Raw genomic sequence first — 12,151 nt, forward strand, 5'->3', positions numbered from 1 at the left:
AAATAGCCCTGCTCGCCGGCGACTGCGTTTCAAAGGCGCCAGAAGCGGCGCCAGCGCTGGCGCGTCGCCTCTTGAAACGCGCGGACCGCTCGCCACGGAGCGCTTTCGCGAACCGAGTACAGCACTCGGTTCTTCCACCCCTTCCAGCGCGGATACCAGCGGGCGAAAAGCGGGATGCGCATGAGCGCTGTTTCGACCAGCTGAAAGATGCGCGCGACGATGGCCGTGCCGATCAGCTTGGCACCGATCAGCACCGCGCAGCCACTGACCGCATGGCCTTCGCTGAACAGGAAGAGGGCCAAGACCTTGACCGGGAGCAACAGAAGCACGGGAACGAAAAACACCAGCAGCGCGCCCCATGGCGGCAGGTTTCGCACCTTGTCCTCTACGCGCGCCAACAACGGCAGACGCGTCAAACGGCCGACCAGATCGGCGAGCGGTGTCCAACCCCACTCCTCGAAAAGCAGCACCGGTACCAAGATGGCGGTCAGCAGCCCGTGGAGCACTTTTCGGAGCATCCACAGCGGTGTGCCGGCAGCGGCACGCGGTACCGGCTGGCGTGGTGGTTCGGGCGAAGGTTTCGGGCTCGTCACCAGACCATTGTGGGCCTCGCCCGGGAGGCGCCATGACAGGAAAAAGCGCTATGGCAAACTTCTGCGCTTCACTCGAATCGCGCCCTGGCCCCGCTGGCGGCGCACGCTCAGGGACTCCCTTCAGACATGCAAAAAATCATTCGCCAGCTCGCCGCCGAAATCAAGGTCGGTGAACACCAGATAAAGGCTGCGATCGACCTGCTCGATGGCGGAGCGACCGTGCCATTCATCGCGCGCTATCGCAAAGAAGCCACGGACGGCCTCGACGACATCCAGCTGCGAGAGCTGGAAGCGCGCTTGAGTTACCTGAGGGAGCTGGAAGACCGGCGCGCCGCGGTGCTCAAAAGCATCGACGAGCAAGGCAAGCTGACGCCCGAACTGCGCGCTGCCATCGAGTTCGCGCCGACCAAGCAGGAACTGGAAGACCTGTACCTGCCGTTCAAGCAGAAGCGCCGCACCAAGGGTCAGATCGCCCGCGAGTTCGGCATCGAGCCGTTGGCCGACATGCTGTTCGCGGACCCCACGCGGAACCCGGCGGCCGAGGCGCTGGCCTTTTTGAAGCCGGCGACGCTGCTCGACGACGGCAAGCCGGGACCGGATTTTTCCACCGTGCCGGCGGTGCTCGACGGTGTGCGCGACATCCTGTCGGAGCGTTGGGCAGAAGACGCGGTGCTGGTGCAGCGCCTGCGCGAGTGGCTCTGGAGCGAAGGCCTGTTCAAGTCGACGCTGATGTCGGGCAAGGACGAGCACAACGTCGATGTGTCCAAGTTCCGCGATTACTTCGCCTACGACGAGCCGATCGGCCGGGTGCCGTCACACCGCGCGCTGGCGGTGTTCCGCGGCCGCACGCTGGAGATGCTCGATGCCAAGCTGGTGTTGCCGGTCGAGCCGGAGCCGGGCAAGCCGTCGATCGCCGAAGGGAAGATCGCGCTGCACCTGGGCTGGAGCCACAGTGCACGGCCAGCCGACGACTTGCTGCGCAAGTGCGTAGCGTGGACATGGCGCGTCAAGCTGTCGCTCTCGACCGAGCGCGACCTGTTCACCCGCCTTCGCGAAGACGCCGAAAAGGTTGCGATCAAAGTCTTCGCCGACAACCTGCGCGACCTGTTGCTGGCCGCACCGGCCGGCCCGCGCGTGGTGATGGGCCTCGACCCCGGCATCCGCACAGGGGTGAAGGTCGCGGTGGTCGACGCCACCGGCAAGCTGGTCGAAACCGCCACCGTGTTTCCGCACGAACCCCGCAAGGATTGGGAAGGCTCGCTGCACACGCTCGGCAAACTGTGCGCCAAGCACGGCGTCAACCTGATCGCGATCGGCAACGGGACTGCGAGTCGCGAGACCGACAAGCTCGCCGCCGACCTCATCAAGCTACTTGCCAAGATGGCCGTGCAGGCTGGCGCGCCGGAGATGGCGATCGACAAGGTGGTGGTCAGCGAGGCGGGGGCTTCGGTGTATTCCGCGAGTGAACTCGCGTCACAGGAGATGCCCGATGTCGACGTCAGCCTGCGAGGTGCCGCCAGCATCGCGCGGCGGCTGCAAGACCCGTTGGCCGAGCTGGTCAAGATCGACCCCAAGGCGATCGGCGTCGGCCAGTACCAGCACGACGTCAACCAAAGCGAACTCGCGCGCACGCTGCATGCTGTCGTCGAGGATTGCGTGAACTCTGTCGGCGTTGATCTCAACACCGCCAGCGTGCCGCTGCTGGCGCGGGTGTCGGGGTTGTCGGGCAGCGTGGCCAAGGCGGTGGTGAAGTGGCGTGAGGCGCACGGCGCTTTCGCGACCCGCAAGCAGCTGCTCGAAGTCGCCGGCTTCGGCCCCAAGGCTTTCGAGCAGAGTGCCGGCTTCCTGCGCGTGCGCGGCGGCAGCAACCCGCTGGACATCACCGGCGTGCACCCGGAAACCTATCCGCTGGTCGAGCAGATCATGGTGAAGACCGGCTTGGCCGTAGGCGAGCTGATGGGCCGTGCCGACATGCTGAAGACGCTCAAGCCAGAACTCTTCGCCAACGAGAAGTTCGGTGTCATCACCGTCAAGGACATCCTGGGCGAACTCGAAAAACCCGGCCGCGATCCGCGCCCTGACTTCAAGGTGGCGCGCTTCAACGACGGCGTCGAAGACATCAAGGACTTGGTCGAAGGAATGATCCTCGAAGGCACGGTGAGCAACGTCGCACAGTTCGGTGCCTTCATCGACATCGGCGTGCACCAGGATGGGCTGGTGCATGTGAGCCAGTTGGCGAACAAGTTCGTCGAAGACGCGCGCGAGATCGTCAAGACCGGCGACATCGTGCGGGTCAAGGTGATGGAGGTCGACCCGGTGCGCAAGCGCATCGCGCTGTCGATGCGGCTGGATGCGGCGCCGGCGCGGCGTGACGGCCCGCGCGACAACCGGTTCGAAGGAGCGGGTCGCGGCCAGCAGCAGGGCTCGCGAAAAGACAATGCGCCTCAACCGGCCAGTCAGATGGCGAGCGCATTTGCAAAGCTGCAAGGGCTGCGAAAATAAACGAATCCCTCGATAAATCTTCTCTTCTCAAACGCATATTGTTGATTAAACCATTGATTTCATTGAATAATACTCATGTGAATCAATTCATCGATCTTCTCTGATTGCAATGCCGACTCCCTCGGTGGCGAGCCCGGAACAATTGCGTGCCGTTTTGGCGCGGGGGCCGGCCAGCGCCAATGATCTCTCGGCGGCCCTGCGGATCAGCGTGCCGACGGTGCATCGGCTGCTGAACCGGCTGGCCGACGCGACCGTCAGTGCCGGCAAGGCCCGCCGCGCACGCTACGCCTTGGTTCGCCCGCTGCGCGGCAGCAGTGCACCGTTACCGGTGTATGCCGTGGACGAGGCAGGACAGGTGCATGCCGCAACCCGACTCGTGCCGCTGCGTCCGGAGGGCAGCTGGATGGATCTGGCCGGTACGCCGTGGCCGGTGCCGGACGAAGCGCGCGACGGCTGGTGGGCCGGCCTGCCATATCCGCTGCAACAAATGCGTCCGCAAGGCTACATGGGCCGACAGTTCGCGCAGATCGAGCACAGGGCGCTGGCCGTCGCGCCCAACCCGTTGGAGTGGAGCGACGACGACGTGCTGTTCGTCATGAGCCAGCGCGGCACCGACCTGAGCGGCAACCTGATCGTCGGCGAAGCGGCCTGCGAACAATGGCTCGTTGCCAAGGCGGCCGCCATCGATCCATTGCCGGAATCCGGCATCGCCGAGCACTACCTTGATTTGGCCGGGCACGCACTGGCTGCGGGCGTCGCAGGCTCCAGCGCCGCCGGCGAGTTCCCCAAGTTCACCGCACGACGCACACTCGCCAGCAGCGCCACGCCGCACGTGCTGGTCAAGTTCTCGGGCGTCGAACACTCGGCGGCGGTGCGTCGCTGGTCCGACTTGCTGGTGTGCGAACACCTGGCGTCGCTGCACGCCTCCGCCATGCCGGGCGTGGTCTGCGCGGCGAGCCGCGTGCTCGTCCACGGTGGCCGCACGTTTCTGGAAGTGGAACGATTCGACCGGCAAGGCGCGTTCGGCCGCAGTCCGCTGTGCGCGCTCGACGTGCTCAACGCCCAGTTGATCGGCGAAAGCACCATGGAATGGCCGCGGCTGATGTCGCGACTCGCGGCACTCGATCTGGTCACACCGGAAGACGAAATCTGCGTGCAGCATCTGTGGTGGTTCGGCCGGCTCATCGGCAACACCGACATGCACACCGGGAATTTGAGCTTTCGGCCGGAACAGGGCCGGTTCGCCTTGGCGCCGCTCTACGACATGCTGCCCATGCGCTATGCGCCGCTCGCGGGTGGCGAAGTGCCCGCGCGTGAGCTGTCGCCGGTGTTGCCGCTGCCACCTCAACGCGAGGTGTGGCTCGTCGCTTGCGCGGCCGCCATCGCGTTCTGGCGCGCAGCGGCTGCCGACCGCCGCATCGGCAACGACTTCCGTGCCATATGCGCCGGCAATGTCGATGAACTGATGCGGTTACGCGACCGCCTTTGATGGCGTTGCGTCAAGCGACGGGCAAAGGGCGCACGCGTCTTGCTTGATGATCCGATCACATGAAAGCACTGCGCATCTACGCCGGCCCCGTGGCCCGGGCCCATATCGAACGCCACGGCCTGAAGCCCAAAGACGTGCGCACGATTCCCGGTGCGGCTGGGGGCCCCAAGGGCTTGATCCTCGGGCCGATCGACCGCTTTCTGTTCGGCGATTGGCTGCCACGGTCAACGCAAACGGTGAACCTGGTCGGCGCGTCGATCGGCGCCTGGCGGCTCGCGACCGCGTGCCTGGACGATCCGGTCAAGGCCTTCGCGCGTTTCGAGCACGACTACGTGCAGCAGCGCTTCGACGTGCCGCCGGGACAAAAGCGCCTGACGGCACGCCAGGTCAGCCAGCGCTTTTCCGAGAACCTGAAGGCCTTCTTCGGCGGGCGCATCGGTGAGGTACTGAAGCACCCGCGCTACAAGCTGCATGTCGTCACCTCGCGCGGGCGGCACATCCTCGGGCGCGAGGGCAGGGCGCGCACGCCTTTCGGCTACCTCGCTGCATTTGCCACCAACAGCATCCACCGCAAGAGCCTGGGCGCATGGCTGGAGCGCTGCGTGTTTTCAACGGCGGGGGCCGCGCTGCCCTTCGGCACCAACGATTTCAAGACGCGCCGGCTCGACCTGAGCGATGCCAACTTCAAGCTGGTGATCCAGGCTTCGTGCTCGATCCCGTTCTTGCTGGAGGCGGTGCACGACATTCCGGGTGCGCCACCGGGCGCGTACTGGGACGGCGGCATCACCGACTACCACCTGCACCTCGACTACCAGCCGACCGACGACGGCCTGGTGTTGTACCCGCACTTTCAGCGCGCAGTGGTGCCGGGCTGGCTCGACAAGAGCCTGAAGTGGCGCCACAAGCCGACCGGCTTTCTGGACCGCATGGTCGTGCTGGCGCCCGATGCCGATTGGGTGAGGAGCCTGCCCAACGGCAAGCTGCCCGACCGCAACGACTTCGTGCACTTCGCCGACGATCCTGCCGCACGCATCGCCGCTTGGGGACGGGCGACGCGAGAGGCGCAGCGGCTGGCCGACGAGCTCGCCGAGCGATTGCAGCACGACGACATCGGTGAAGTGCTACCGCTTTAGGTCACGTTCATGCCGCGCGCTTATCGCGCTCACATCGAGGCTTCGAGCATCTCGCGGTAGTCGTCGCGCGTGGCGCGGCGTGGGTTGGTCAGATGACAGTGATCCGCCATTGCGCCGTCGATGATCTTCTCGAACTGATCAGGGTTCACGCCGACTTCGGCCAGCCCCTTGGGTAAGCCGAGGCGCGCGCTCATGTCGCGAATCGCATTGCCAAGATCGCTGGCCGTTTCGAGATGCATGGCTTGCGCCATACGCTGCAGGCGCCGGTCTTTCTGGACCGATTCGGCCGCCGCGTTGAAGTGGATGACCGCTGGCAGGAAGAGCGCGTTGAGCGTGCCGTGGTGCAGCCGTGGATCGACTCCGCCCAGGCTGTGGCTGAGCGAGTGCACGCAACCCAACCCCTTCTGAAACGCCATGGCGCCCTGCATCGACGCGCTCATCAAATTGAGCCGTGCTTCGCGGTCGCTGCCGTCTTTGGTGGCACGCTCGATGTGCAGCCAGGCGCGCTCCAGGCCGTCGAGCCCGATGCCGTCAGCCGGCGGATTGAAGGCGGCCGACATGAAGGTTTCCATGCAGTGCGCGATGGCGTCCATGCCGGTCGCGGCAGTCAGGCGTGGCGGCAGGCCGAGCGTGAGCTCCGGGTCGCAAATGGCCGCCTTGGGCATCAGGAACCAGCTGTGGAAGCCGAGCTTGCGATGGTCGTCGACGATGACGATGGCGCCGCGCGCCACTTCGCTGCCGGTGCCGCTGGTGGTCGGCACGGCGATCAGCGGCACCACCGCATCGGTGATCTTGGGCGAGCCGCCTTCGATGGTCGCGTATGTCTTGAGCGGACCTTCATGCGTGGCTGCGATGGCGACACCCTTGGCGCAGTCGATGGCCGAGCCGCCGCCGACGGCGATGAGGCCGTCGCAGCGGTGCGCGCGGTACATCTCGACAGCGGCGCGCACGGCGGCTTCGGTCGGGTTGGAAGGTGTCTGGTCGAACACCGCGACATCGAGATCGCCCAGCGCATCGAGCGCTTTTTGCAGCACGCCGGCTGCACGGACCCCGGCGTCGGTGACGATCAGCGGCCGATTGATACCGATGCGCGCGCACTCGCTGCTCAACAGCTTGATGGCGCCGAATTCGAACTGGATCGTGGTGAGGTACTGGATGAGGGACATAGAGCGGGTTTGCGTGCGGACGGTAGGATTCGAGCCGCCCAATCTAACAACAGGAGAGAGTCTTGCACACGCAAAAAACCCTTGCCGCTGTCGCGTATGAAGCTTCAGGAACCCGCGCATGAGGCTCACGCCGAAGATGGCGGGCGTGGTCGAACGCATGGCGCGGGCCGGGCATCCTCCGCTCGATCAGGTGTCCGCCGAAGAAGCGAAGGCGGCCTATGAAAAAGGCTCGGGTGTGCTCGAAGTGCCCAAGCCTGAGCTGGCACGCGTAGAGGATTTCATGATTGCCGCACGCGATGGATTCGACTTGCCAGCGCGGCTGTATGCGCCGATTGCTGTGCCGTCGAAAAAGAGGCTGCCGGTGCTCCTCTACTTTCATGGTGGTGGCTTCACCGTCGGCAGCATTGCGACGCACGACACGCTCTGCCGCGTGTTGAGCAGCAAGAGCGGTTGTGCGGTGGTGTCGGTCGACTACCGGCTCGCACCCGAATACAGGTTCCCCACCGCGGCGGACGATGCCTGGGACGCCTTCGAGTTCATCGCAAGGCAGGGTTCCAAGCTCGGCCTCGACGCAGCCCGCATGGCGGTCGGTGGCGACAGCGCTGGCGGCACGCTGGCCGCGGTTTGCGCCATCCTGGCACGCGACGCGGGCTTGCCGCTCGCATTGCAGCTGCTGATCTATCCGGGCATGACGGCGCACCAGGACACACCGTCGCATCGCAAGTTCGCCGACGGCCCGCTGCTGACCGAGTCGCTCATCAGTTACTTCTTCGGCCAGTACGTGCGCACGCCGGCCGATCGCGACGACTGGCGCTTCGCACCGCTCAATGCCGACGATGTCGATGGGGTGGCGCCGGCGTGGATCGGCCTTGCCGAATGCGATCCGCTGGTCGACGAAGGCGTGGCGTATGCCGACAAACTGCGCGCCGCTGGCGTTGCCGTCGACCTGGAAATCTATCGCGGCGTGATCCATGAGTTCATCAAGATGGGCCGCGCCATTCCCGAGGCGCTGCAAGCGCAGGACGACGCCGCAAAAGCACTCAGACAAGCACTCGAACCATGACCAAAACGCCGACTGAGACCATGACCGAAATCAAGAACCCGATGAACGAGCAGCGCAACGACTTCCGCTTCTTTCACCGCCTCCGCGTGCGCTGGGCCGAAGTCGACATGCAGAAGATCGTCTTCAACGCGCACTACCTGATGTACTTCGACACCGCCATCGCCGACTACTGGCGCGCGCTGGCGCTGCCTTACGAAGAGGCGATGCCGATGCTCGGCGGCGACCTCTATGTGCGCAAGGCGACGATCGAATTCGCCGCGTCGGCGCGCATGGACGACGTGCTCGATGTCGCCATGAAGTGCGCGCGCGTCGGCACCTCGTCGATCGTGTTTCATGGCGGGCTATTCCGCGGCGATGAATTGCTGGTCACCTGCGAGCTGGTGTACGTCTTTGCGGACCCGGCGACGCAAACATCGAAGCCGGTGCCTCCGGTATTGCGCCAGCTCTTTACCGACTACGAGGCCGGTGGCGCGGTGCATGCCATGCAGACCGGCGACTGGTCGACGCTGTGCGAAGCTGCCAGCGCGTTGCGTCGCGTCGTCTTTATCGAGGAACAGAAGATCACAGAGGAAGACGAGTGGGACGACCATGACGAAAGCTCGTTGCACGCGGTGTCGCGCAACCGGCTCGGCCAGGTGATCGCGACCGGACGATTGCTCCCGGCGTCAGAGGGCGTCGGACGCATCGGTCGCATGGCGGTGCATCGCACGCTGCGCGGCGGCGGGCACGGCGCCGCGGTCATGAAGACACTGGAAGACGCTGCCCGAGCGCGGGGTGATCGTGCGCTGACGCTGTACGCGCAACGCAGTGCGGAGGCCTTCTATCGGCAGCTCGGCTATGCGGTGTCGGGTGCGCCGTTCGACGAGGCGGGCATCGCGCACATCGAGATGCGTCGCGTGCTCTGACACTGCGGAGTAGCCGAAGCGGACCGCATCAGCGGCGGCCGATGTGATTGCGCCACCGGCTGCAACGGTAGCGCGCGTCAGCCGAAAAATCCGGCGACCGCGCGATCAGCAAGGCGATTTCATCCATCAATGCCCGAGCGCCAGGAGACGGGAACGCACCGAGCCGTTGCGTGATGCCAATCTTGCGGCGTGTCGCTTCAAGCGGGAAATCCAGCACCACCAGACTGCCGTCACGGATTTCGTAGCGCAGCTGGTGCGGGGAGAGGGCGGTCAGCATGTCGCTCTCCAGGAGCAGACCGCGCAGCACCGCGAGATCGCCAGTTTCCACGGCGGGGGCAGGCGGGACCTGCCTTGCGCCGGAGAAAAACCGCTCGAGCAGTTCGCGCGAGGGTGACCCTTGCCGTGAGAGCGCCCACCGCGCCTGACGCAGCGCATCGAAGTCGATGCGTGAACCGCCTGCGAGTGGGTGACCTGCACGTGCGATCACCGAAATGCGGTCTTCGAACAGCGCCTCTTGCTGAAGATCCCTGGCCTCCCCGCGCAGCGCGCCGAGGATGAAGTCGATGTCGCCGTTGCGCAGCGACGCCACCAGGGCGTCGTACGGGCTTTCAACTGTGGCCACGTGCAAGTGCGGGTGGCGTCGCAACAGCGATGCAATGGCGAGCGGCAGGATTTGCGTGCGGCCGAGCGGCAGGGCGCCGATGTGGATGCTGCCTCGCAGCGTGCCTTCGCTGGCTGCGAGGTCAGGCCCGACGTGGCGCAGTTCGGCAAGCGCCCGTTTGAAGTGGAAAGCCACGATGTCGCCCGCCGGAGTCGGTCGCATACCGCGCGCACCGCGTTCCAGCAACGGGGTGCTGAGACCGTCTTCCAGATCTTTCAGTGCGCTGCTGATCGCTGGCTGCGTGATACCGAACTCGCGCGCAACCAGTGCCATGTTTCGCTTCTCGACCAGGGTCGCGATGACCGCCAGTCGCCGGCCATTGAGGATCGTGGCGAAGCGCGAGCGAACGTCCACCGAGGCTGCGATGCAGCCCCGTGCCAGGAGCTGGCCTCCGGCCTCCGCGAACACTTGCTCGATGCGCCGTGCACGCGCCATCACGAGTTCCCCATAGGAGTTCAACGTCATCCCGCGGGCGCGGCGATCGAACAGCGGGCGACCGAGCGCGTGTTCCAGTTCGGTGATGGAGCGCGTCACCGCAGAAGCCACGCGGTAAAGACTTTCCGCTGCACCTGCAGCGCTGCCGGCCGTTGCGACGGCGAGGCAAACCCGAAGGTGGCGCAGGTTGATGTCCAGCGCATCGAAGTGCGTGTCGACCTCAGCGTCGGTGCGGGCGTCGTCGATAAGTTTGTAGCGTTGCCGCGTCGGCTTCATTTCGCGAATTGTCGCCTTGATGGCATTCGCATTGCGCGTCAGGGTAAACCCGTTTTGATAAAGAAGTCTGGTGTCAGATCAAGTCGAATGCATCGCGCTCGCGGGGGCTCGCCGACATACTCGCCGTCGTGGCAAGCCATGCATTGCGTCGGCACCCCATCTCCCTCAACCCCGCAGCATCTCGACGGATTAGCCCACATGATCATCGACTGTCACGGCCACTACACCACGGCGCCCAAAGCTCTGGAAGATTGGCGCAACCGGCAGATCGGCGCCCTCCGCGACGGCACGTCCATGCCGCGTGCTTCGGAGCTGCGCATCAGCGACGACGCACTGCGCGAGTCCATCGAAAGCAACCAGCTGCGATTGATGCGCGAGCGCGGCCTCGACCTCACGCTCTTCTCGCCGCGTGCCAGTTTCATGGCGCATCACATCGGCGACTTCGAGGTGTCTTCGACCTGGGCCGCGATTTGCAACGAACTCTGCTTTCGGGTGTCGCAGCTCTTTCCCGACGCGTTCGTCCCGGTGGCCATGCTGCCGCAGTCGCCAGGCGTCGACCCCTCGACCTGCATCCCCGAGCTGGACCGCTGCGTGCGTGAATTCGGCACCGTCGGCATCAATCTGAATCCAGACCCTTCAGGCGGTCACTGGACTTCGCCGCCCTTGTCGGATCGGCACTGGTATCCGATCTACGAAAAGATGGTCGAGTACGACATCCCCGCGATGATTCACGTCAGCACCAGCTGCAATGCGTGCTTTCACACCACCGGCGCGCACTACCTGAATGCCGATACCACCGCCTTCATGCAGTGCCTCACCTCGGACCTGTTCAAGGATTTTCCGACGCTTCGCTTTCTCATCCCGCATGGCGGCGGCGCGGTGCCGTACCACTGGGGCCGCTTTCGCGGCCTGGCGCAGGAGATGAAGAAGCCGTTGCTGCAAGACCATCTGCTGAAGAACATCTTCTTCGACACTTGCGTCTACCACCAGCCGGGCATCGACCTGCTGACCAAGGTGATACCGGTCGACAACATCCTGTTCGCCAGCGAGATGATCGGCGCGGTGCGTGGCATCGACCCCGAGACGGGGCACTACTTCGACGACACCAAGCGCTACATCGAAGCCTCTTCGCTGGACACGACCGCCCGCAAGCAGATTTACGAAGGCAATGCGCGCCGCGTCTTCCCGCGGCTCGACCGTGCGCTCGCCGCGAAAGGACTTTGATCATGTCAATCACGCACACGCTCCAGCAACTCGGCGTCGTTCATCGCAACATCACGCGCGCCGACCCGGCCGCAGTCGAGAAGCTTTCGCGCTTCGGTGTGTCGACGGTGCACGAGGCGCTGGGCCGCCTCGGCCTGATGCAGCCCCGCATTCGCCCCATCTACCCGGACGCGCGCTTCTGCGGCCCGGCTGTCACCGTGCTGCTGCAACCCGGGGACAACTGGATGATGCATGTCGCGGCCGAGCAGATTCAGCCCGGCGACGTGGTTGTCGCGGCCTGCACCACGGACAGCACCGACGGCTTCTTCGGCGACTTGCTCGCCACCTCGTTCCAGGCGCGCGGCTGCAAGGGCCTGGTAATCGACGGCGGTGTGCGCGATGTGCGCGACCTCGCCGCAATGAACTTCCCGGTGTTCAGCCGTGCAATCCACGCCAAGGGCTGCATCAAGTCGACGCTCGGATCGGTCAACGTGCCCGTGGTCTGCGCGGGCGCCATGGTGCACCCGGGCGATGTCGTCATTGCCGATATCGATGGCGTGGTCGTGGTGCCGGCCTCGCTCGCGATGCAGGTGGCCGATGCGGCTGAAAAGCGCGAGACCAACGAAACGGACAAACGCGCCCGCTTCGCCAGGGGCGAACTCGGCCTGGACATGTACGCCATGCGCGAGCCCCTGGCCAAGGCCGGCCTGCGCTACATCGACTGA

The 12,151-nt window shown here is 65.1% G+C and carries 10 protein-coding genes; 7 read left to right on the forward strand and 3 right to left on the reverse strand.

The window, feature by feature from the left end; all coding sequences use genetic code 11:
- Positions 1 to 29: 29 nt before the first annotated feature.
- A complete protein-coding gene (locus tag QN413_RS07440) occupies positions 30 to 593 on the reverse strand; it encodes a hypothetical protein (RefSeq protein WP_323495977.1) in 564 nt (187 codons plus the stop codon).
- 126 nt (positions 594 to 719) lie between these two features.
- On the opposite strand from QN413_RS07440, the gene QN413_RS07445 reads away from it, so the two are divergent.
- The 3 genes from QN413_RS07445 to QN413_RS07455 all read left to right on the forward strand — a co-directional run bounded on the left by QN413_RS07445 (position 720) and on the right by QN413_RS07455 (position 5,717).
- Positions 720 to 3,095 carry a Tex family protein gene (locus QN413_RS07445; protein WP_323495978.1) on the forward strand — a complete coding sequence of 792 codons (2,376 nt, stop codon included), beginning with the start codon at positions 720 to 722 and terminating at the stop codon, positions 3,093 to 3,095.
- Positions 3,096 to 3,204: 109 nt separating this feature from the next.
- A complete protein-coding gene (yjjJ, locus tag QN413_RS07450; protein ID WP_323495979.1) occupies positions 3,205 to 4,584 on the forward strand; it encodes a type II toxin-antitoxin system HipA family toxin YjjJ in 1,380 nt (459 codons plus the stop codon).
- A gap of 59 nt (positions 4,585 to 4,643) precedes the next feature.
- Positions 4,644 to 5,717, forward strand: coding sequence for a patatin-like phospholipase family protein (locus QN413_RS07455; protein WP_323495980.1), 1,074 nt, complete (start codon positions 4,644 to 4,646; stop codon positions 5,715 to 5,717).
- Positions 5,718 to 5,746: 29 nt separating this feature from the next.
- Here QN413_RS07455 and QN413_RS07460 read toward each other — a convergent pair whose 3' ends face one another.
- Positions 5,747 to 6,883, reverse strand: a complete 1,137-nt coding sequence (locus QN413_RS07460; RefSeq protein WP_323495981.1) for an iron-containing alcohol dehydrogenase — start codon at positions 6,881 to 6,883, stop codon at positions 5,747 to 5,749.
- A 118-nt stretch (positions 6,884 to 7,001) separates the two neighbouring features.
- Between QN413_RS07460 and QN413_RS07465 the strand changes: the two genes are divergently transcribed.
- Both QN413_RS07465 and QN413_RS07470 read left to right on the forward strand, forming a co-directional pair.
- A complete protein-coding gene (locus QN413_RS07465) occupies positions 7,002 to 7,946 on the forward strand; it encodes an alpha/beta hydrolase (RefSeq protein ID WP_323495982.1) in 945 nt (314 codons plus the stop codon).
- Positions 7,943 to 8,851, forward strand: coding sequence for a YbgC/FadM family acyl-CoA thioesterase (locus QN413_RS07470; protein WP_416352153.1), 909 nt, complete (start codon positions 7,943 to 7,945; stop codon positions 8,849 to 8,851). Before QN413_RS07465 ends, QN413_RS07470 begins: the two co-directional genes overlap by 4 nt.
- Before the next feature lie 28 nt (positions 8,852 to 8,879).
- Here QN413_RS07470 and QN413_RS07475 read toward each other — a convergent pair whose 3' ends face one another.
- Positions 8,880 to 10,223, reverse strand: coding sequence for a LysR family transcriptional regulator (locus QN413_RS07475; protein WP_323495983.1), 1,344 nt, complete (start codon positions 10,221 to 10,223; stop codon positions 8,880 to 8,882).
- A gap of 198 nt (positions 10,224 to 10,421) precedes the next feature.
- On the opposite strand from QN413_RS07475, the gene QN413_RS07480 reads away from it, so the two are divergent.
- Together QN413_RS07480 and ligK are read left to right on the forward strand one after the other, a co-directional pair.
- Positions 10,422 to 11,447 (forward strand): amidohydrolase family protein, encoded by a 1,026-nt coding sequence (locus QN413_RS07480; RefSeq protein ID WP_323495984.1) that lies wholly within the window; start codon positions 10,422 to 10,424, stop codon positions 11,445 to 11,447.
- 2 nt (positions 11,448 to 11,449) lie between these two features.
- Entirely contained in the window at positions 11,450 to 12,151 is a 702-nt protein-coding gene (gene ligK / locus QN413_RS07485; protein ID WP_323495986.1) for a 4-carboxy-4-hydroxy-2-oxoadipate aldolase/oxaloacetate decarboxylase, read from the forward strand.

This window comes from Variovorax sp. LG9.2, assembly GCF_035018885.1.
Lineage (GTDB): Bacteria > Pseudomonadota > Gammaproteobacteria > Burkholderiales > Burkholderiaceae_C > Variovorax.

What these genes read in the sequence shown, in the direction of transcription:
- QN413_RS07445 (WP_323495978.1), top strand. Translation starts at nt 720, where the DNA reads ATGCAAAAAATCATTCGCCAGCTCGCCGCCGAAATCAAGGTCGGTGAA.
- yjjJ (WP_323495979.1), top strand. Translation starts at nt 3,205, where the DNA reads ATGCCGACTCCCTCGGTGGCGAGCCCGGAACAATTGCGTGCCGTTTTG.
- QN413_RS07455 (WP_323495980.1), top strand. Translation starts at nt 4,644, where the DNA reads ATGAAAGCACTGCGCATCTACGCCGGCCCCGTGGCCCGGGCCCATATC.
- QN413_RS07460 (WP_323495981.1), bottom strand. Translation starts at nt 6,883, where the DNA reads ATGTCCCTCATCCAGTACCTCACCACGATCCAGTTCGAATTCGGCGCC.
- QN413_RS07465 (WP_323495982.1), top strand. Translation starts at nt 7,002, where the DNA reads ATGAGGCTCACGCCGAAGATGGCGGGCGTGGTCGAACGCATGGCGCGG.
- QN413_RS07470 (WP_416352153.1), top strand. Translation starts at nt 7,943, where the DNA reads ATGACCAAAACGCCGACTGAGACCATGACCGAAATCAAGAACCCGATG.
- QN413_RS07475 (WP_323495983.1), bottom strand. Translation starts at nt 10,223, where the DNA reads ATGAAGCCGACGCGGCAACGCTACAAACTTATCGACGACGCCCGCACC.
- QN413_RS07480 (WP_323495984.1), top strand. Translation starts at nt 10,422, where the DNA reads ATGATCATCGACTGTCACGGCCACTACACCACGGCGCCCAAAGCTCTG.
- ligK (WP_323495986.1), top strand. Translation starts at nt 11,450, where the DNA reads ATGTCAATCACGCACACGCTCCAGCAACTCGGCGTCGTTCATCGCAAC.